Annotated in this window: 18 protein-coding genes; 8 read left to right on the plus strand and 10 right to left on the minus strand. The window is 50.3% G+C overall.

The window, feature by feature from the left end; all coding sequences use genetic code 11:
• Window positions 1-6: 6 nt before the first annotated feature.
• From AC5E51_RS04970 to ald, 3 genes are all read right to left on the minus strand, one after another.
• A complete protein-coding gene (locus AC5E51_RS04970; RefSeq protein WP_076514694.1) occupies window positions 7-1893 on the minus strand; it encodes a hypothetical protein in 1887 nt (628 codons plus the stop codon).
• Between the two features lie 206 nt (window positions 1894-2099).
• A complete protein-coding gene (locus AC5E51_RS04975) occupies window positions 2100-2435 on the minus strand; it encodes a hypothetical protein (protein WP_084188678.1) in 336 nt (111 codons plus the stop codon).
• Window positions 2436-2542: 107 nt separating this feature from the next.
• The gene (gene ald / locus AC5E51_RS04980) at window positions 2543-3664 is read right to left on the minus strand and encodes an alanine dehydrogenase (protein ID WP_301378515.1); all 1122 of its coding nucleotides are present in this window, start codon (window positions 3662-3664) and stop codon (window positions 2543-2545) included.
• 215 nt (window positions 3665-3879) lie between these two features.
• Here ald and AC5E51_RS04985 point away from each other — a divergent pair, with 215 nt between their 5' ends.
• The 3 genes from AC5E51_RS04985 to AC5E51_RS04995 are packed head-to-tail and all read left to right on the plus strand — an operon-like array spanning window position 3880 to window position 6198.
• On the plus strand, window positions 3880-4188 hold the full coding sequence (locus AC5E51_RS04985) for an iron uptake protein (RefSeq protein ID WP_297532994.1): 309 nt from the start codon (window positions 3880-3882) through the stop codon (window positions 4186-4188).
• Between the two features lie 2 nt (window positions 4189-4190).
• On the plus strand, window positions 4191-5903 hold the full coding sequence (locus AC5E51_RS04990) for a PepSY-associated TM helix domain-containing protein (protein ID WP_297532993.1): 1713 nt from the start codon (window positions 4191-4193) through the stop codon (window positions 5901-5903).
• Window positions 5896-6198: a DUF3325 family protein gene (locus AC5E51_RS04995; protein ID WP_068437715.1), complete on the plus strand. Its 303-nt coding sequence runs from the start codon at window positions 5896-5898 to the stop codon at window positions 6196-6198. The genes AC5E51_RS04990 and AC5E51_RS04995 overlap by 8 nt, the downstream gene beginning before the upstream one ends.
• A gap of 8 nt (window positions 6199-6206) precedes the next feature.
• On the opposite strand, the gene AC5E51_RS05000 is transcribed toward AC5E51_RS04995, so the two are convergent.
• From AC5E51_RS05000 to AC5E51_RS05015, 4 genes are all read right to left on the minus strand, one after another.
• Entirely contained in the window at window positions 6207-6791 is a 585-nt protein-coding gene (locus AC5E51_RS05000) for an exopolysaccharide biosynthesis protein (RefSeq protein WP_068437712.1), read from the minus strand.
• A 68-nt stretch (window positions 6792-6859) separates the two neighbouring features.
• Window positions 6860-8791 carry an acetyl-CoA hydrolase/transferase C-terminal domain-containing protein gene (locus AC5E51_RS05005; protein WP_068437789.1) on the minus strand — a complete coding sequence of 644 codons (1932 nt, stop codon included), beginning with the start codon at window positions 8789-8791 and terminating at the stop codon, window positions 6860-6862.
• A 41-nt stretch (window positions 8792-8832) separates the two neighbouring features.
• A complete protein-coding gene (locus tag AC5E51_RS05010; RefSeq protein ID WP_068437709.1) occupies window positions 8833-11046 on the minus strand; it encodes a YgiQ family radical SAM protein in 2214 nt (737 codons plus the stop codon).
• A gap of 178 nt (window positions 11047-11224) precedes the next feature.
• Window positions 11225-11761 (minus strand): hydrolase, encoded by a 537-nt coding sequence (locus AC5E51_RS05015; RefSeq protein WP_068436317.1) that lies wholly within the window; start codon window positions 11759-11761, stop codon window positions 11225-11227.
• Window positions 11762-12199: 438 nt separating this feature from the next.
• On the opposite strand from AC5E51_RS05015, the gene AC5E51_RS05020 reads away from it, so the two are divergent.
• The 5 genes from AC5E51_RS05020 (at window position 12200) to AC5E51_RS05040 (ending at window position 18036) form a co-directional block, all read left to right on the plus strand.
• On the plus strand, window positions 12200-13519 hold the full coding sequence (locus AC5E51_RS05020) for a CmpA/NrtA family ABC transporter substrate-binding protein (protein ID WP_297533090.1): 1320 nt from the start codon (window positions 12200-12202) through the stop codon (window positions 13517-13519).
• 100 nt (window positions 13520-13619) lie between these two features.
• On the plus strand, window positions 13620-14624 hold the full coding sequence (locus AC5E51_RS05025; protein WP_301378508.1) for an ABC transporter permease: 1005 nt from the start codon (window positions 13620-13622) through the stop codon (window positions 14622-14624).
• Window positions 14625-14651: 27 nt separating this feature from the next.
• The gene (locus AC5E51_RS05030; protein ID WP_301378506.1) at window positions 14652-15521 is read left to right on the plus strand and encodes an ABC transporter ATP-binding protein; all 870 of its coding nucleotides are present in this window, start codon (window positions 14652-14654) and stop codon (window positions 15519-15521) included.
• Window positions 15522-15562: 41 nt separating this feature from the next.
• Entirely contained in the window at window positions 15563-16714 is a 1152-nt protein-coding gene (locus AC5E51_RS05035; RefSeq protein WP_301378504.1) for an alginate export family protein, read from the plus strand.
• A gap of 74 nt (window positions 16715-16788) precedes the next feature.
• The gene (locus tag AC5E51_RS05040; protein ID WP_301180993.1) at window positions 16789-18036 is read left to right on the plus strand and encodes an NAD(P)/FAD-dependent oxidoreductase; all 1248 of its coding nucleotides are present in this window, start codon (window positions 16789-16791) and stop codon (window positions 18034-18036) included.
• Here the strand turns inward: AC5E51_RS05040 and AC5E51_RS05045 are convergent, their stop codons facing one another.
• Genes AC5E51_RS05045 through AC5E51_RS05055 form a run of 3 tightly spaced genes read right to left on the minus strand, consistent with a single transcriptional unit; the run spans window position 18037 to window position 21713 of the window.
• Window positions 18037-18387 carry a VOC family protein gene (locus AC5E51_RS05045; RefSeq protein WP_301180994.1) on the minus strand — a complete coding sequence of 117 codons (351 nt, stop codon included), beginning with the start codon at window positions 18385-18387 and terminating at the stop codon, window positions 18037-18039. It abuts the gene before it with no gap.
• Between the two features lie 41 nt (window positions 18388-18428).
• On the minus strand, window positions 18429-20189 hold the full coding sequence (locus tag AC5E51_RS05050; protein WP_301378502.1) for a bifunctional protein-serine/threonine kinase/phosphatase: 1761 nt from the start codon (window positions 20187-20189) through the stop codon (window positions 18429-18431).
• A gap of 57 nt (window positions 20190-20246) precedes the next feature.
• A complete protein-coding gene (locus AC5E51_RS05055; protein WP_301378500.1) occupies window positions 20247-21713 on the minus strand; it encodes a NarK family nitrate/nitrite MFS transporter in 1467 nt (488 codons plus the stop codon).
• Between the last annotated feature and the right edge of the window lie 32 nt (window positions 21714-21745).

Below are 21745 nucleotides of genomic sequence, written 5' to 3' on the forward strand. Positions count from 1 at the left end.
GGTCGATTATCGACGAGATGAGTTCAGGTTGCTTTCGACAAAATCCAGCAGGCTGTCGATGACCGGATTGGGGTGCGTCGCGCTCGCATTTGCCACTGCGAACATCGGGTCCAGATGGTTCATTCCCTCAAGAACGATCGGGTCGTCCGTACCTTGACCACCAACTGGGTCGGCACCGATGCCCTCTTCAGCGATAAACTCAATTTTTGGAACGTTAGCTGCCCCATCACGGTGATAGAGATACATGCCATAATTCTCGGCAAAGTCATAAGGTGCCGCCATAGTCAGGTCCAGCAACAAACGCGTCGGGAAATACCATTCAGTCAGGTTGGTTTCACCGGCGTAGAGCGCCTCTACGAAGTCATCCATATCTGAGGTTTCTGAACGACGGCTCGTGAAGGTAATCTCGCCGTTCTCGTCCTGATGTTCGGTGTCTGAATTACTCGCGACCTCATCGAAGTCGGCCCAGCCGTACAGCGGCCCTTCCCCCGTACGCCAGCGATAAGGTCCAGCATCTGTCGCGATATAAGGCGTTGGAATAACGTCACCGCCGCCGGTACCCAGAATTGGTACGATCGACCCCACCAGATCAGCAATGCCCTTGCGCTCTTCCATACCACCGCCTTCGAAGAACCCAAGGGAGGTGCTGATAAATGGCAGAACGGTTGAGTTATCATCAAAGATCAGACCGACCAGGGCCTCGTTGGTGTAGCGAAAGTCATCAATGCTTGGCTTATAAAAGAAATCGTTGATATCCCGACTGTGTACCAGAGCCAAAAGTGTTCTCAACGTCAGCGAACGTGGCAACCGCTGAAGAGCCATGCTCTCTTCTTCTGGGGCTATACCAGCAAGTAGGGCCATGGCTTCTGGCAGGGCAAGAATCTCTGCGTTAAAGGCACCCTCGACAGCTAATGTACGTGGCAGATAGTTGTCACGCAGAAGGTTGACCGTGTTTGCGTAACTCTCAGCCTGATCCGCTTCGTCGTCCTCCTGCTGAATTCCCAGCCAGTCCGACAAACTGATCATGGTGGTTGATTCGACCATATCCTCTTCAGTGCTGGCATACACTGGACGCAACGAGGTATCGAAACCAAATGCCCCTGCCGTATTCATATAACCTGCATCATCGAGAGTGCTTCTGTCGCCGTCCCGATCCCAGGCAAGGAAGGTCGAGGTGTGCAGGCCACCCAATGAGTGACCACCGACAAAGACTTTTTCTTTACGCGTAGCCTGATCCGGAATCATATATTCCATCACAGCGAACATATCGTCAGTGGCCATGGCGAGGCCGTAATCGACGACTTCCTCAAGATCGCGGGACGTCTTGAATCCTTCAAATATCTTGCCGTCGACTTCTTTGCCCTCGTAGTAATAACCAATCATGACGTCTTCCGCTTCACTGACGTCAGTCAGACCTTCAGCCGCATTAACGCCCGTCAGGTCTTCCAGACAATTTGAGCGACGATCGACTGCCCACACCTCAAGGCTAATGCCATGTTGCATAGCCGCCTTATAAATCATATTGCGCGCAATGTAGTGGAATCCGTTTGCACCTTCGATTACACCGGGCATCATCAATAAGGCTGCATCCGCCTCAGCAGCGTTGTCAGGGCCACTGCGTAATTTATGACGCACGAACTGTATAGACGCACACCCTTCACTAACGGTCGCATTCACAGCTGGATTTGTTGATGGAATTTTCATAAAACTCGATACAACCGCAGTATCAACCTGCTCTCGAGTCCAGTCGCGAGCCACTCGCTCGAGTTTTTCTTCGGGCACGGCTCCTTTGGGGGAATACCAGGCATAAGTATTCGCACTGAGTGCCGCAGATACGATTGCTGTGGCAAGTGTGAGGTAGCGTGGCCGGTATGATCGAAGTCCTGTTGTCATGTTTTTATCCTGGGCTGAAAATGGTCAGTCAGGTATAGGAGATCAGATCTGAAAGGGCTGGTTAAATATGGCCAAAAAGAAGGAAACAAAAGAAAAGGTATAAAACGTCCTAGCCGAAAAAAGCCACTCCGAAGAGTGGCCTTTTCTGTGAAGCAAAACTAACTGCTATTTTATCGTAATCGCTTCACTTCACCGCATCGAAACTGTTACTCAGCAGCTGCGGTCGCAGCATCGTCAATCTCATCTGCTACATCTTCAGCAGCATCTTCCGTTGCTTCACCAGCATCCTCTGCGGCAGAAGAGACTTTATCCGCTGCTTTTTCGGCAGCTGATTTATCGGTAAAGGTATTTTCGACTGCAGCAGCGGCTTCTTCTGCAGCATCCTCCGCCGCGCGCATCGCGTCTTCCGCTTTGTCACCTGCCGCTTCGGCCATTTCTTCGGCTTCGGCTTTGGCTGTATCCGCCGTTTCTTTGGCCTGTTCACACCCTGCCAGTACCAGACCAAACATCAGAGTGAGCATTGCGAATGTAATACGTTTCATAATCATCTCCATAAGCTTTTATTTATTGAGCTTACATTAAATGACCAAGGCGAGGCTGCAAAGTTCCGACATCTGTAATTTTTCAAAAATCATTAGATCAATTACTCTCAACTTCTCGACAGTAGTCTCAGGCGATCTGTGAAAGATCGATTCTGACTCGCCGCAACCTCAGGGCTGACAAGCTCTCCTCGATAAACATTCAAGCCATTTAAAAGGTTAGTATCTGCAACCAGCGCCTCTTTCACACCATGATTGGCCAACGCAAAAATAAACGGCAGCGTTGCGTTATTCAGCGCAAGGGTGGACGTGCGGGCAACGGCGCCGGGCATATTGGCTACACAGTAGTGAACAACGCTCTCTTCAATGAATACAGGTGATTCGTGAGTTGTAGGACGCGAGGTTTCAGCACATCCACCCTGATCGATAGCCACATCCACAATAACAGAGCCAAGCTTCATGGAATGCAGGTGGCTATGCTTAATCAGCTTGGGCGCTGAAGCCCCGGGAAGAAGAACCGCACCGACGACCAGATCAGCACGAGCCAGGTGTTCGTCCAGCGCTGTTCTCGTTGAGTACACGGTATTTATTCTGTTGCCATAGTGAGAGTCGAGTTCACGCAACCGATTCATCGATGTATCCAGCACTGTGACACGAGCCCCCATACCCACAGCGACGGCAAGCGCATTGCTCCCGACCACGCCGCCGCCCAGAATAATCACTTCAGCCGCTGGCACCCCAGCAGCACCTGACAGCAGCACTCCCCGCCCACCAGCGGCCATCTCAAGGCTATGAGCCCCTGCCTGAACAGCCATACGCCCGGCTATCTCGGACATAGGTGCTAACAGAGGTAATCGCCCTTGCTCGTCTGTGACTGTCTCGTATGCGATACAGGTAGCGCCAGACGCAATAAGCGAGTCAGTTAAGTCATGGTCAGGTGCCAGATGGAGATATGTGAATAAAGTGTGCTTGGACGTAAGTAATTCTACTTCAGACGCCTGCGGCTCTTTCACCTTAATGATGAGTTCAGCAACATCGAATAATTCGGCAGCACTGCTGACTACTTCAGCGCCACTGTTCAGGTAGAGATCGTCGGTGAAACCTATCGCCTCTCCGGTGCCCGTTTCAACAAAGACATCATGTCCCCGATGTACCAGCTCTCTGACGCTGTCGGGCGTCAACCCTGCCCGATACTCGTGATTCTTTATTTCTTTTGGTACGCCAACTCGCATAAATACGTCTCCTGTCGACTTACTCCTCAGAATAGCAGCACCCCGGCCCGATATGTTCTTTCAGGCCACAAATACCACACTCCCCGTTGCCAAAACACAACACCTGACAATGACCTTACTACTGGCCGATGAGTTTCACGATAACAATTGAATGCGAACCATTATCTCTTGTACTATCACAAGCGAAATGCCATACCCACAATCGTGTAGGATTTATGTCGACTCTTTTAAGTTTCACCCGCAGGTCGCTTGGCCCGGTTCTTACTGCCTTCATTGGTGGCTACCTGTTCACCTGGGGCTTCGTTGCCCTGACGGTCACCGCAACGGTCGCCCTTGGCTGGGGCTTTCATACCGCAGAGCACACTGCATTTCTTCTGGCCTTCCCTGTCTTCCTGCTCGTGTTCTTCTGGCTGTTTCTGAACCGGAAAACCTTGCTGACGCATGCCATTGCCTACGGCGGAGGCGTTGCTATGACAGGCATATCAATCTGGTTGCAATCCGTTCTACTGACTCAGGGAGGTTGACCATGCAATTCAATAGCACTCGCCAGGGTATGGCCTGGTTGCATACCTGGCTTGGCCTGATTCTTGGTTTCGTCCTGATGGTCTGTTTTTTCTTTGGTGCCCTGTCTGTATTCGACCGGGAGATTGATCGTTGGGCCATCCCTGAGACCCGCTTTGATCCGCAACCTATGCCGTCTTTCGACAACCTGCTGATGGGTGTGTTCGAGCGCATCGAACCGGATGAAGCAGAATACAATCGCATGATGCCGAAATACCATGATGCCAGCGCTGGCGAGATGACGCCGCGACTGGAACTACCGGCGGATGAGTATTGGGCGTATACCACCCATCGCGACCCTGTCTTACGTATGGGTGCGGGTTTCCGGGTTCCCTTTCCTGCCGACACTGAAGGTCACAACCATATCCATGGCAATACCACGATCGATCCTCGTACTGGCGCCAGTGTCCCGGATCATCACCTTAAAATCGGGAGTGAATGGTTCTATCCACTGCACTATAGCCTGAATATTAACTGGAACTTCCTCGGCTTTTTTATTGTGGGCATTGCCGGTTTCTTTATGCTGGTTGCGCTTATTTCTGGTGTATGGATACACCGTAAGATTTTCCGCGAATTGTTTACCTTCCGCCGCCATAAAAGTAAGCAGCGCAGTATTCTCGACATGCACAATATGACCGGCGTGGTGGCGCTGCCATTTCACTTCTTTTTTGCGTTTACTGGCCTGATTATCTTCGTCGCCTTTTACTATATGCCCGTCACTAACACCATGCTGGAACCCTTGCACAGCGCCCAGCAGGAAATCGAAGCACAGGAAATGGGGTTACCTCATAAACGCGCCGGCGTTACTGCACCCATGGCCTCTGTCGATGCGATGGTCGCAGAAGCGAAACGTCGCTGGGCAGCAAGGGACATGGCTGGCGAAGTCGGCTTCCTGCAGATGCACCATGTCGGTGACCAGAATGCTTATGTCAGCATTTATCGTGCGGGTAGCGATCGCGTTGCTCTCGTGGGTGAAGGTATCCACTTTAATGGCGTCACGGGGGAAGTGCTCCGCGAAGATCCCCCTCACAGTCTTGCCGAAGCCATTGGCGATTTTCTCGCCGGCCTGCACCTCCAGCATTTTGAGCACTGGTTCCTACGCTGGCTCTACGTTATTGGAGGCCTGCTCGGCTGTGCATGTATTGCTACTGGGTTTATGTTCTTTGTCGAAAAGCGCAAGCAGCAGCATGCCAAAGCAGGTTCTCAGGGAAGCAGAGTTGTCGACGCATTTGCAGTGACCACAGTGACCGGCATGGTCATCGCTGCAATCGCAATGCTGACCGCCAACCGCTTTATTCCTGCCGCAACGGAAGGCAAAGGTGAGATAGAGAAAATTGTCTTCTGGTCTGTGTGGGCTCTGTCGTTCCTGCACGCAGCATGGCGTAGTGCTCCTGTTGCTCTGGCGAAAAGTAATCCCGCCTGGAAAGAGCAGACGATGCTAATTGCCCTCCTGGGGGTTGTCGCGGTCATCGCGAACTGGATCAGTACCGGAGACCATTTAATTAAAACAATCTTTACAGATCCCTACTGGGCAGTCGCGGGTGTCGACCTCAGCCTGCTAGCGGGAAGCCTCATCGCTCTACTGACAGTAAAAAAGATGTCCGCAATGAATGAAACACAAAGCAAACAGGAAGCCGGACAAGAAGAGATAGCTACAGGAGAAACCGCTTATGAATGAGGCAGCATGGTTAACAATCGCCTTTGTACTGATGCTGCTGGCAATGAGCTGGTTCGCGCTGTCTCTCAAGTCACACTGGAAGCAGGTGACGGACGGAAAGCCCGCCTCGCGTATTCTCAGAAGCCTGGGCTGGTTTTGCGTCATGCTGTCTGGTCTGGCGTGCCTTCAGGCTGACCACGCCTCAATGGCAGTGCTTGTCTGGGCCATGCTAAGCGCAACTGCTGCTTTTATCGTTGGCCAGGTATTAAGTTATCGCCCGACTCTACTCAGACCTCTCGCGCTGTTCCGAGCTTAGAGCCAGACTCAAAGAAAGCCAAATTCAGTACCGGCCCAATAACCGGCTACAGAGAAAAGAACCAGTGCAAGAACCAACATAATCCCATCGCGGGTACTCAAGCCGATGGCAGCGAAAATAATCGCAAGTGCAGGGATTGCTGCAGCCATAGGGATGAGTTCAAGCGGTATCATTAACAAGCCAAACATAACGCACAGCGCTGCGATTAAGCGACTGATGACAGGGCCGAATAAAAACGTCAGCCGTGGCTTGAACAAGCGGTCAATTCGCTTGGTCACTGGAGTGATCTGATCAACGCCCTCACTGAAGCGTTCCCGGTCGAAGTCTGCTTTGCGTAAACGGGATGGAATCCAGGGATGACTTTTTCCAAATACTTTCTGTACTGCAATAAGGGCAATAAGAATCCCACACAAACTCGGTATACCGGGTATGGCACCACTGGGTAAAAATGCTATCAGTGCCGGAGCCATCAGTAGCGGACCAAAGCCCCGCCCTTCCAGCGAACTGACAATATCCCCCAGCGAAATACGCTCATCGTCGGTATCCTCACGCAGTGTCGTCAGTACTGAGGTTATATCGAGATTATCCGCCACTCGCCGTCTCCTGAGGCTGCCCTATCTTCATGCAATGATGCATTGCACAGATGACATTTATATTGTTGCTACTCGCTTGAGAATAATGCATAACGTAACAACCTGGCGGTTAATTTTTCCTTGAGCGACGTAGCCTCACTGAGCGACATTCGCGATACTTCTTCTTCGTAATCCGGGAGCTGGGTTGTCAGGGCTCGATATATCAGCTGTAACTTACCGGCTGTGGTCGACGTGCTTCGCCTCAATATCTGCAAGGCTGTGACCAGTTTCTGCTCGACCGGGGTAAAGTCACTGCCAAGTGGGTAGTCGATCAGGCTACCATTGCGACGAAACTCTGCGAGTCTTTTTCCCAGAATTTCCGGTGAATTTTTCTGTTTAATCGTACTGATATAAAAAGAAGCCTTCAATTTACCGGCGGCAACAGCCTGCTCTTTCAGACTCGTGACTGAGCCCGACGCCGATACGCTGAGCATTCGCTGAATACATTCTTCGTCGGACGCAAAACGCAGATCGGCAATGCCGTATTCGGTCACATAAATATCGCGAAGATGGCGAGGTATCGTCAGGTTGGATAAGTTCCAGCGGACATTACTTTCCTGCTTATCGCCGCGAGCAGCATGTAACATCAGCACTGAACGCGCTTCCGGTAAATCCGCCGCCATGGATACGAAATTATATTGTCCACCAACGCCTGAGACGACGCGACCATCAGGCAATGTCTCAGAAGCAGCTCCACCGAGCGGCGTTGCCATCATACAAATATTCATAAATCGCGCATGACGCCTCTGTTCAACCTCAAGCTCATAGTCCGGCCCGGTGACAGAGTTAATGCGGCCAATGCGATCCATCTCTAATGTATTCGGTTGCGCGCCCTGTTCTTCAATCCATTGATAAAACTCCGGCGAGCCAAGATAAAATCCACCACGAAGGTATTTACCTTCAGACTCAACAGTTTCCTGCTCCGCTGCGGACAGTTGCCCAGCATTAAGTTTGCGCATCAGAGCCAGGTCATCAACCACGCGCCGCTTCATAATGCCTTGCTCGACGAGCACCCTGAACCCTTCGTTCACCATTTCGCTACAACCGTATACTCCGGTTTCGAAAGGCTCGTATCCCCCGTACTCCCGCACCAGATCAGACGCCAGAACATCCGGGTTCAGCGCGTTAATAATCTTACGATAAAGTGCATTGTCCGTATGTCGGAGGACCAGTGCGTAGCAAAGGGCATCGGCTAATGCCCCAATCCCCACCTGTAGGGTACCTCCGTCTTTTACCAGTAATGACGCATAAAAGCCTATGGCAAAATCACTGTCACTGACCGGCTGACGAGGCAAAGCAAACAACTGGTCATTGGTACTTGTAACATTGACGATAGCGTCGAAAAACTGAGAAGGCATGACGGCCTTGCCACCGACCCACGGAAGGTTGTGATCAACTTCACCGACACAGAAAGGTCGGGGTTGCCCTGCCTGCTGTATTCGATCAAGCACGTCCTGTGTCAAATCTGTATTCGACGAGAGCGAATATTCTCCACTGTCGTTAGCTGATACTCGCTGAAAAACAACGTTTATCCCTTTGGTCGATAAAGCATCCGCCACTTCTGTGTAATTAAGGCTGTTGTAATTCTGTTGCCCTTGCGCGGATTTCACATAGCTGCCGGGCTGAGTGTAAAACTCCTCAACGTGAATGTTCCCAGGCAACTTACCGGCCTTCATATCGTCAGCGTACTTCAGCCGCGGGAAATCCTTGCCATACAACCTTTCGACAAAGGGAGTCAGAAATCGGGATTCAAGATCGGAGGCAGGCTCAGGAGGGTTAAGAGAAAGTGCGGTGAAAATAGTCAGTGATAAATCACTGCGATCTTTCACCGTATCGTACAGCGCGTTGATTAAACGGTTGGGTTTGCCTAGCCCCAGAATAGTAGCCAGGCGAATGTCCGGCCCGCAGGTCTCAATAACCTGCGCGACCATATCGTCGTAAGAAGTAAACTGCTGTGTCATATCGTCCATATCCAGGTTGGACGTCAGCAAGCCACCAGAGTTCAGCGGCGCTTACGTGGGCCAGCCTTCTTTGCAGTACCGGGTTTTGTTGAACTCGTTGGTGATCCACCTTTGCGTTTCGCAGCACTCGCCTTTGGTTTGAAACCCGGGCGTTGATGACGCTTGGAAGGTACTTCATCCTCTGCCGGAATCAATGCATTCGGGCCGCTACCAATAAGATCGGTACGCCCGATGCGTTTCAGCTCCTCACGCAAGGCAGGCCAGCCTCTTGAATCGTGATAACGAAGGAAAGCCTTTTGCAGACGACGCTCCTCAAGCTTACGAGGTATATGCATCTTCTTCGATTTGTAGCTCATCCGGTGCAACGGATCACGCTCGGAATGATACATGGCGGTTGCCAGTGCCATTGGTGACGGATAGAAAGTCTGTACCTGATCGACCCGGAACTTGTTGCGTTTCAGCCACAGCGCCAGATTCATCATGTCTTTGGTTTCAGTACCCGGATGCGCCGCAATAAAGTAAGGAATCAGGTACTGCTCTTTACCCGCCTCTTTCGAGAATTTATCGAACATGCGCTTAAAGGCATCGTATGTTCCCATGCCCGGCTTCATCATTTTGTTAAGCACGTTCATCTCTGTGTGCTCAGGCGCGATCTTCAGATAGCCACCAACGTGGTGCGTCACCAGTTCACGAACGTACTCGGGATCTTTGACTGCCAGGTCATAACGAAGGCCAGAGGCAATCGCTACTCGCTTGATTCCCGGCAGTGCACGGGCGGCACGGTAAAGCTGAGTCGTTGCACTATGGTCGGTTTTCAGGTTTTTGCAGATACCCGGGAAAACACAGCTCAGACGACGACAGTTTTTAAGAATTTCAGGGCTCTTACAGTTCAGGTGGTACATATTTGCGGTCGGGCCGCCGAGATCCGAAATAGTGCCGGTAAAGCCCGGGACCTTATCGCGGATTTCTTCAATCTCATTGATCACCGATTCCTGAGAGCGGCTCTGAATAATCCGCCCCTCGTGCTCGGTAATTGAGCAGAAGGTACAGCCACCGAAACAACCCCGCATGATATTGACCGAAAAACGGATCATTTCGTAAGCCGGAATTTTCGCATCACCATACGAAGGGTGAGGAACCCGCTGATATTGGAAGCCGAACACGCTGTCCATCTCGTCGGTTTCGAGGGGGATCGGTGGCGGATTGACCCAGATTTCACGGGTGCCATGTTTCTGTACCAGCGGTCGTGCGTTATAGGGGTTCGACTCCTGATGAAGCACCCGTGATGCATGCGCATACAGCGCGCTGTCGTTGCGGACTTTCTCGAACGATGGCAGACGAATGACCGTTGTTTCAGGATCAAGATCGGCCTTTCGATGCAGTGGCATAGGCACAATCTTAACCGGCATCACATCATTGTCTTCTGCGCTGCCTTCCTGTTCTTCCCCGTCTCCGTTGGTACTACAGGACATGGTCTCTGTATCTTTCATCTCATAGGGATTCGGTATCTCGTCGATACGCCCTGGCCAGTCGATTCGTGTGGAGTCGACTTCTGCCCAGCCTTCCGGAGTTGCTTCACGGACGATGGTCGTACCCCGGAGATCGGTCAGATCTTTGACTTCCCGCCCCTGAGCTAACGCATGCGTCAGGTCGACAATCGCGCGTTCTGCATTGCCATATAAAAGGATGTCCGCACCAGAATCAATCAACACCGAGCGACGAACCTGATCAGTCCAGTAGTCGTATTGAGCAATTCGGCGCAGCGATGCCTCAATGCCACCAATCACGATGGGGACATCTTTATAGGCCTCCCGGCATTTCTGCGAATAGACGATCACCGCGCGATCTGGTCGCTTACCCGGCTCGCCATGCGGTGTGTAGGCATCGTCTGAGCGAACTTTCAGGTCGGCTGTGTAGCGGTTAATCATGGAGTCCATGTTTCCCGCGGTGATGCCGAAATAGAAATTCGGCTTACCTAACCTGGTGAAGTCTTCGGGGTTGTTCCAGTCAGGCTGAGCAATGATGCCGACACGAAACCCCTGAGATTCCAGCATCCGCCCCATGACCGCCATACCAAAACTGGGGTGATCAACGTACGCGTCCCCGGTTACCAGGATAACGTCACATGAATCCCAGCCAAGCTGATCCATCTCTTCCCTGGACATAGGCAGAAACGGCGCGGTGCCAAAGCACTCTGCCCAGTATGGATAGTTGGAGAACAAGTGCTTGTTCGTCTGGCTGGAAGGCTGATTCATGGATAACCGCAAAGACCGAGGAGTATGGTCAGCTATTGTCTCAAAATCAGAGCCCAGAGCCAATGTGCACACCGGCTTTATGGCTTGTATGGTTGGTGCTTTCTCACACCTGACATGTAATAAACTGTGAAGCGCTGGCTGAGCGAGGTGTCTGGCCTCGCCCATATTACGGTAGAGATTACTTAATCTGATCCAATACGGCTTTAAACTCCGGTACCTTGCAACTGCCCACCAGCTCGAACAGGCACATTTCGACGCTGGTTGGGCGAGCACCGGCATCCAGCATACGATCAATTCCCAGCTGACGGTTTGCGGGTGTTCGCGAGGAAACGCAGTCAGTAACGACCTCAACTTTACGCCCAAGCTCAATCAGATCCCGTACGGTCTGATACACGCAAATATGCGATTCGATGCCCGCGACCAGCCAGGTATGGACATCACTCGCTTCAATAGCATCGACGAAACGCGGTTCACCACAGGCACTGAAGGTGTACTTGGAGATGGGTTCTCCAGAAAGAAGCTCCGTTAACTCAGATGATGTCTCGCCCAGCTTTTCCGGGTTCTGCTCAAGCCAGATAATCGGCAGGTCAATCGCCTTTATGCCGGAAATCAGTGTTCTCAGAGAGGCGTGCATTGCCTCGGAATCGTGCATCAATCGGGCTAACTTACCCTGAACATCCACAATGATCAGGCCGGTGCGCTTGCGGTTGAGCATAAAAATTCCTTATTTCACAAATGGTTATAGTGATTACGATACGAGCTGCACCAGAGTATCACCAAACATCAGCGCTCCGCACCAAAACAAGCCGAAGGTAATCGCAGATATCTAATAATAATTCTCAACCTCATATTTAAAACTGACAACCATATAATCCTTACCTCTCTGAAACCTGCATGAAACAAGGCTTCTCTGGAATTATTTCAATTTAATAAATTAATTGGCACGGTGCTTGTATTAAGCATTTCAGAACTTCAATGGCGAAGTTCGCAATTTTCAAATCAAGATTTACAAAGCAAAGGCGCTTTCGACTCCTGCTAATAGCAGTGCTGTCGTAGCGCCTTTTTTTGTTGCTTTAAAAAGGGGAAGGAAATGCGAGGAATCAAAACTCTGCGCCGCACGTTTGTGAAAAGCGCACTGGTATTGGCCGCAGGCATGGCAACCATGTCAGCGCCTCTGGTATCCGCTGAGGAATGGGCAGAAAAAGAAGAACTGAAGTTCGGTTTTATCAAGCTGACCGACATGGCTCCTCTGGCTGTAGCCTATGAAAAAGGCTACTTCGAAGAAGAAGGTCTGTACGTCACCCTCGAAGCACAGGCTAACTGGAAAGTCCTGCTCGACCGCGTAATCGATGGTCAGCTCGACGGTGCCCACATGCTTGCTGGTCAGCCCCTGGGCGCAACCATTGGCTTCGGTACGCAGGCACACATCATCACTGCGTTCAGCATGGACCTCAACGGCAATGGCATCACGGTATCAAACGATATCTGGAGCCAGATGAAAGAGCACATCCCGCACGAAGATGGCAAGCCAGTTCACCCGATTAAAGCAGATGCACTTAAGCCAGTCGTTGAGAAATATAAAGCCGACGGTAAGCCATTCAACATGGGCATGGTATTCCCGGTTTCAACACACAACTATGAACTGCGTTACTGGTTGGCTGCGGGCGGTATTCACCCGGGTTACTACGCACCGCATAAAGGTGATACCTCGGGTCAGATTGATGCTGATGCGCTGCTTTCTGTAACTCCACCACCGCAAATGCCTGCAACGATGGAAGCCGGCACCATTTACGGTTACTGCGTGGGTGAACCATGGAACCAGCAAGCCGTATTTAAAGGTATTGGTGTACCCGTTATTACCGACTACGAAATCTGGAAAAACAATCCAGAAAAAGTATTTGGTGTGAGCAAAGAATGGGCAGACAAATACCCAATCACTCATAAGAAAGTGGTTAAGGCGATGATTCGTGCAGCAGCCTGGCTGGATGCTGACAACAACGCGAACCGTCCTGAAGCAGTAAAAATTCTGTCTAAGTCTCAGTACGTAGGCGCTGACTATGACGTTATTGCTAACTCAATGACAGGCACCTTCGAATACGAGAAAGGCGATAAGCGCGAAGTGCCAGACTTCAACGTGTTCTTCCGTTACAACGCAACCTACCCATACTACTCGGATGCCATCTGGTACCTCACTCAAATGCGTCGCTGGGGGCAGATTTCTGAAGAAAAATCAGATGACTGGTTCATGGAAACAGCGAAGAAAGTTTATCGCCCAGACATCTACGCTTCTGCAGCCAAAGAGCTGATCAAAGAAGGCAAGCTTGATGCGAAAGACTTCCCGGATTTCGCAACAGAAACCGGCTTCAAACCCGCTCAGAAAGGCTTCATCGACAATATCGTATACGACGGTAGCAAGCCTAATGAGTACCTCAAGAAGTTCGAAATCGGCCTGAAAGGCGCCGAGAAAATCTGATCTGAATATCCGGTCTGATGCAACAAAGTGGGTGAGGCTTTCCTCACCCACCCATTAAAAAGGGTCAACGGACTCAATGGTCCGGACCGAAGGAGTTTTTATGACTACTGCGCTGTCGAACATTGCCTGGATTTCACCCTTTGTAAGCATTGCGAAAGGTGAAGATGTTTCTGGAAATATCCAGACGATTATTAAAACTATCGGTCTGCCACTGGCCGGCCTACTGGTTTTTCTGATGATCTGGCAAGCCGCCGCCAGTAATATCAATACATCTCTGGGGCAATTCCCCGGACCAGGTGACGTTGTTACCCAGACCAAAGGTCTGCTCTCTGAACACTTCACTGAACGTGAAAAAGCCGAAGCGTTTTACGAGCGTCAGGAAAAACGTAACGCTGCCCGCGTTAAACAAGACCCAACGTACGTTCCGAAAATCCGGGACTACACAGGTAAGCCAACCTACATCGATCAGATTGGAACCAGCCTGGTAACCGTATTAAGTGGTTTTGTTCTTGCCTCACTGATTGCTATCCCATTTGGTATCGTTATTGGACTGAGTGCTAACCTTTACAGCGCATTCAATCCTGTTATCCAGATTTTTAAGCCAGTATCACCTTTAGCCTGGCTCCCTATCGTCACTATGGTGGTATCTGCTCTCTATGTATCAGACGATCCGATGGTGCCGAAATCATTCGTGACTTCCATGATCACAGTCATGCTGTGCTGCCTGTGGCCAACGGTAATTAATACCGCAGTGGGTGTCGCATCTATTCCTAAAGATCTCGTGAATGTGTCACAGGTCTTGCGCCTGAGCTATATGGAACACGTTCGTAAGATCGTACTTCCTTCATCTATCCCAATGGTATTTACCGGTCTGCGTCTTTCTCTGGGTATTGCCTGGATGGTACTGATCGCGGCGGAAATGCTTGCGCAGAACCCAGGTCTTGGAAAATTCGTCTGGGACGAATTCCAGAACGGCTCTTCTGACTCCTTAGGCCGGATTATGGTCGCCGTTATCACCATTGGTTTGATTGGCTTCTTACTTGACCGCGTCATGCTGATGATTCAGCGCAAAGTGTCGTGGGATAAGTCAGCAGCTACACGATAAGTACACAAAGGACAGAGGAGTTTCATTATGAACCCATTACTCGAACTATCAGATGTTGGTATCGAATTTCCAACACCGAAAGGTCCTTTCTGTGCGCTTCAGAATGTGAACCTGAAAATTAAGAAAGGCGAATTCATTTCGCTGATTGGTCACTCTGGCTGCGGTAAGTCTACGGTACTGAATATCGTGGCTGGTCTGTATCAGGCGACTCAGGGCGGCGTCGTTCTGAGCGGAAAAGAAGTGAATGAACCAGGCCCTGAGCGTGCTGTTGTCTTCCAGAACCACTCTCTCCTGCCTTGGCTCACCGCCTATCAGAACGTCGAACTGGCAGTAAAGCGCGTATTTAAAGGCCAGAAATCCAAAGCAGAAATGCGCGAATGGATTGAACACAATCTCGAGTTGGTTCACATGAGCCACGCCATGCACAAACGCCCCGATGAAATCTCCGGTGGTATGAAACAGCGCGTTGGTATTGCCCGTGCACTATCGATGGAGCCGCAGGTTCTGTTAATGGACGAGCCGTTCGGCGCACTTGATGCCCTGACACGCGCTCACCTGCAGGACTCTCTGATGGAAATTCAGAAAGACCTGAACAACACCGTCATCATGATTACCCACGATGTCGACGAGGCAGTATTGCTTTCGGATCGTATTGTGATGATGACCAATGGTCCGTCCGCGACCATAGGCGAAATTATGGACGTAGAACTTGAACGCCCACGTAACCGAATTCAACTTGCCGACGACCCGCAATACAACAAGTACCGTCAGCAGGTTCTGAGTTTCCTGTATGAAAAACAGAGAAAGCCGGATACAGATGCGCCCGCTAAGAAGGCTGCCGACTCCGACGATAGTAATGAAGAAAAGGTCGACAAAAAGACCGGTGAAGTTGCTTAACCTCTATTGATAAAAAGGCTTCGAATTAAAAGGAGAATGCCATGCAAGCTAAGAAAACGTTACTGGCGATCGCATTGGGGACTGCCACACTGGGTGCATCTGCGTATGAAACTGAGTACGGCAATGCCTACGCTGATGTCAAAGTGCGTTACGAGACCAATGATACTGACGATGCGACTGATAATGACGCCGCGACAGGCCTGATTACTGACGCTGCAGTCGGCTTTGAAACGCTCAATTACGAAGGGTTCTCGGCTCTTGTAGAATACGAAATTGTTCAGCCTCTGATTGACGATTACGCTCCCGAAAAGGCAGGCTATGATGCTATTGCAGATCCTGAAACCCGCGAATGGAACCGGGCCCAGGTCAGCTACAAAAAAGACGAATTCGGTGCAATCGTCGGCCGCCAGCGTATTATTCTCGACGGCGCACGTTTTGTTGGTAACGTAGGCTGGCGCGCAAACGAGCAAACGTTTGATGCTGTTACGCTGACCTATTCTAAAGATGAGCTTTCTTTGCACTACTCTTTCATTGATCAGGTCAATGGTATCTTGCCGAGGTTTGACGCCGATACGACAAGCCATTTACTAAACGCTGGTTATAAAGTAGGTACCGGTAAAATCACTGCGTACGCTTACCTGCTAGAAGACGATGATACCGAAAATAGTCAACGTGACACATTCGGCCTTAGCTACAACGGTAGCTATGATATGGATGGCACTAAACTCATCTATAAGGCCGAGTATGCTACTCAGAGCACGGAAACTGCAGACACTAACTACTTTGCCCTTGAGGGTGGCGCCGTGGTATCTGGCGTAACATTGGCACTGGGTAATGAAACACTGGGTAGCGATGATGGTAATGCAGCATTTGAAACTCCGTTGGCAACCAAACACAAGTTTAATGGTTGGGCGGATAAGTTCCTGAGTACCACGGTAAGTACCAGCGGTGACGGCCTGAGCGATACTTATGTCAAAGCCGCTGGTGCAGTCGCTGGCGTAAAACTGGTTGGTTTTTACCACACTTTCAACTCTGTTGAAGATGACGTTGATTTTGGTAACGAACTGGACCTGCTGGCAGTTAAGAAACTCGATGACACCTTCACTGTAGGTGCAAAAGCGGCGTTTTACTCTGCGGGTGATACCGGCGTAGATACCACTAAAATGTGGGCATGGGTTCAGGCTAAGTTCTGATACCCCGCAACGAAACTCAGCGGCCTATGGCCGCTGTTTTCGTTTATTCTGTTATAAAAGATGTGGAGAATCGAGTGAAGAGTGAAGACAAGAAAGTAGAAAACCAACTGGTAATTATCGGTAACGGTATGGCGGCTAATCGCATACTGGAGGGGCTTGCTGAAGATCATCCATACGACCGGATTCTTGTGCTCGGCGATGAAAAGATCCCTCACTACAATCGCATTATGCTCTCACCTCTTCTCGCCAAAGAAACGACTCTGGCGAACATAACACCCCATGATGACGCATGGTATTCCAACTACCGTATATCGATTCAGCTGGGTGACAGTGCCACTCTGGTTGATACAGAACAAAAAATCGTTACCACCCAAAGCGGTCGTAGCTATCCATATGAAAAGTTGGTATTCGCCACGGGGAGCCGTTCGTTTATACCTCCGGTCAAAGGTGCAGATCACCCGGATGTCATCGGTTTTCGCACAATGAGTGATGTTGATGCTATGGAAGAAAAGCTCAACGGCCTTAAACATGCAACCGTAATAGGCGCTGGCTTGCTTGGCGTAGAAGCTGCCGTCGGGCTGAAACTACGAGGAATCGACGTCACTCTGATTCATCGCAATCCTGTTTTAATGAACCGCCAGCTTGATGCAAAAGCGTCTGATCTTTTAAAAGGGGCTTTGGAGGAACGAGGAATTGAAGTGATCACTGGAGTAAATCCAGAAGAAGTTCTGACAGACGACTCAGGGGTCCGCGAAGTATCCTTTGCAACCGCCGATACTCTCGAAAAACGCGATACTCAACTGGTTATCTTTGCAACGGGTATTCTTCCTAACAAAGAACTTGCGGATAGCTCAGGACTCAGCGTGAATCGAGGTATCTGTGTCGATGAAAGAATGCAGACATCTGCTGACGACATCTTTGCCCTGGGAGAATGCTGTGAGTTTTCAGGAACCACTTACGGTTTAGTAGCACCTATCTGGGATCAGGCCGACGTCATCGTCAGACAACTAACATCCAAAGATAACGCCAGTGGTTACATTGAGCGATCACACCTGACCAAACTCAAAGTATCGGGCCTGGACATCCATAGTATCGGTGAGTACGAAACACCGGAAGGCGCAGACGCCCTGGTACTGGAAGACCGAGAATATGGTGTCTACAAGAAAGTGATCCTGAAGGCCAACCGGATCATAGGTGCGTTATGTATAGGAGATGTCACCGACAGCCATTGGTACTACCAAATGATGGAAGAAAAAACAGACGTCAGTGACTATCGCGACATGCTCATATTCGGGCAAGCGTATTGTTCCGACGCAGCCTGATCAGTGATCAGACCAGACTGCGAACTCATTCCCACTGGGCTCACGGAAATGGAAACGCTTCCCTCCTGGAAACTCAAAAACCGGGCGCACGATTTCACCGCCAGCAGCACTGACCTTACTCATGGTGTTTTCTATATTGCGGCTATAAAACACCAGCAATGCACCACCTCGGGCGGGGTCAGAGGCTAACTCAGCCTGATAGAAACCGCCCATTAACCCCTGAAAGTCGAACGCTGTGTACGACTCACCATAATCGGTGAACTGCCAGTGAAATACCTGATTAAAAAACGTTTTGGTTGCTTCAAGATCACGTGCTGCAAACTCAACGTAATCCATCTTTTCGTGTTTCATCCGTTCCTTCCTTGTCAGTGGTTCTGTTCAAGACTGCCCGGTTACTCTGACAATAGCAACCAGGACTGAAGTATAACCACCAGCATAAGTATGGCCGATACTGCTGGCCATACTTTATCCGCGTGACGTTCGATCAGAGGCTTGCCAGAATACGTACTCACCAGAGCTTCATTCGGCTTTATCAGATCAGTCCAGAATTCGGACAGTGCGGAATGTCTGGCGCGAATATCAGGGTGGCAAGATTTTTCGATAGCCAGATCCAGCCATAAAGGAATATCAGAGCGTACTTCCCGCAGCGGTTGATACTTCCACTCGGAAACAGATCGTGCTCCCGTTCTGTGGATATGAGACATACGAAAAGGCTGTTCTCCACAAAGCATCTCATACACCATCACTCCTAGTGAGAACAGATCACTCTGAGTTGTCGCCGTACCGTACATAACGTACTCAGGAGCAATATAATTTACTGAGCCAACCGGGCAGTCTTCTTCCACAGGACTGGTAACTTCTGCCAGGCCCTTCACTTGCACCGTACCAAAATCAATCAGTTTCACCTGCCCCTGAGCGGTGATCATGACGTTCTCGGGTTTCAGATCGCGATGTACCATGCCCATGCGTTGAAACGCCCGCAGGGCCATCACTATCTGCTCAATAATGTTTCGTACACTGCTTAACTCCGGTTGTGGGTGATCGTTCATCCACTGACGCAGGGACTCTCCTTCAATCAGCTCACAGATATGATACATAAAACGAGCGTGTGGTTCGGGCGGTAGAATCTTCATAACATTCGCATGATCAACACGTGCCCCCACCCACTGTTCACGCACAAACCCCTCTAGATAGACCAGGTCTTCCTCAAAGTTCAGCGAGGGTGCCTTGAGCACATAACGTTTCTGATTACGTCTGTTCAGTACACGGTATAAATGACTGCGGGTTCCTGCATAGACAACCTGCTCAACCTCGTAATGATCAATACAATCTCCGGTATTCAACACGGGGGGAATAACGCGCTCAGTTAATACCCGATGAGTTTCCTCAATATTCTTTTCAGGCAGACTTTCGACCCGGATAATCATGGCGGTCAGGTTATCGTTACTGCCATTATTCAACGCCTGATCAACCAGAGATTGAGCACATTTCTCGAAATGAATTTGTGTGCTCTGCGATGTCAGTTCCTTGATCAGAGTGTCGCGCATCCGCTTATCTGTAAGAAAACCGTGAACTCCATCTGTCGTCATAAGGAGAACATCGTCGCTTTCCAGCGGCTGGTTCAGGTAGTCAACCTCGAGGTGAGTGTCCATGCCCATAGCGCGACTGAGGTAATCCTGACCATTCCCATGTTGATGAGTATGATCGCGGGTCAGGCATTCCAGAGAACCGTTTCTTAAGCGGTATACACGCGAGTCGCCCACATGAAAGACATGAAGAGTGCTCGATTTAAGCACGACCGAGCTAAGAGTTGTTACCAGAGAGTTATGCCGCGCACTCGCTTGCTGTCCATGATGATACAGCCAGGCATTGAGGGAGCTCAGCACTTTTCCGGCTGCCGTTTTTACATCCCAGCTGTCTGGCGTGCTGTAATAATCATTTAGAAAATGAGTAACACTGGTGGTGCTTGCCTGTTGGGCGTTATCGCTACAACTCACGCCGTCTGCAATACAACAGGCAATTCCTTTATAACGGGCACTGTTTGTCGACGGCTGCCAGGCTGCGAAAGCATCCTGATTTTCTGGTTTGTTCCCAGCAGAGCTAAAACCTCCAAATGTCACTTCGAGGTTACGTTCGTTGCCTGGCGGCGTCATTTTCTTTCTCCCATAAAAAAAGTGGCCGGAGCCACTTTTTTACCGAACCGAGACCCATCAGTTTACACTGATCATCTCAACCGATCCGTCTTCACGGACTTCAGCAATGTGACCTTTCGGTTCTTCCATGAACAGAAGAGTAATAAAGCCTACTACGGCGGTCGCCGCGATTACCATAAAGAAGACAGAATAATCGACGAACGACAGCACTGTCAGATAAGTAACAGCACCCACGTTGCCGTAGGCTCCAGTCATACCCGCAATCTGACCAGTCAGACGACGCTTGATCAGAGGCACTGCAGCGAATACTGCACCCTCACCTGACTGAACAAAGAACGAACACGCCATCGCAGCAACAACTGCGAGCCAGAGTGGCCAGCTGCTATCAACCAGAGACATTATAAAATAACCCACAGCCAGACCCGCTGTCAGAATCAACAAGGTCGACTTACGTCCGAACTTATCAGACAACCAGCCGCCGCCCGGACGGGACATAAGATTCATGAAGGCGTAAGCCGACGCAACCATACCGGCCATAACAGGGTCCAGGGTGAAAGTTTCAGCAAAGAAAAGTGGCAGCATAGAAACAACCGCCAGTTCAGAACCGAAGGTTGCGAAGTAGAGTACGTTCAGAACAGCTACCTGCTTAAACTTGTACTGGTGCATTTCCGGAACCGGCTTTTCAAAAATTTCTTTGTTCACCTTCCAAACCTGGCTTACCTCGTAGATGAACAGCAGAGCCAGACCGACATAACAGAAGACCGCCGTGGTTTCTGTCAGAAGACCAACACCGTTCGGAGACAGCTTCCACGTCAACAGCGCCAGCGCTGCGTACATAGGAATCTTCATGAACAGCAGGAAGAAGAAATCGCCTTTGCTGGTCACTTCCATCGCACCAATATTTTTCGGCTTAAAGTAAGTCGATCCTTTCGGCGTATCAGAGACATTCATGTAGTACACGACACTGAACAGCAGGCTCATCGCCCCCGTTACAGCGATGGCATAACGCCAGCCGTCTTCACCACCGAACCACAAAGCAACCGCAGGCAATGTGAAAGCTGCTGCTGCGGAACCGAAGTTCCCCCAACCGCCGTAAATGCCCTCGGCTGTGCCCAGTTCATTTGCAGGAAACCATTCGCTCACCATACGAATGCCGATCACAAAGCCAGCACCGATGAAGCCCAACATAAAACGGGCTACAGCGGCTTGCACAAAGCTATCGGCAAACGCGAACATAAAGCAGGGAATTGAACACACTGCCAGCAGAGATGAATATACAACCCGGGGCCCAAACCGGTCAGTAAGCATTCCTATGACGACACGGGCAGGAATCGTTAACGCAACATTGAGAATCAGCAGCGTCTTAATTTCTGACGGTGCCAGCCCCAGGCTATCTGCAATAGCCATTAACAATGGCGCGTGGTTAAACCAGACGACAAAGGTAATAAAAAATGCAATCCAGCTCAGGTGCAAGACTTTCATCTTCCCTGTGAACGAGAAGATATTAAATTTTTCAGAGGTCATAAATGGCCTTAGTAACGATATATAGCAATCCG

This window comes from Thalassolituus sp. (assembly GCF_984348125.1).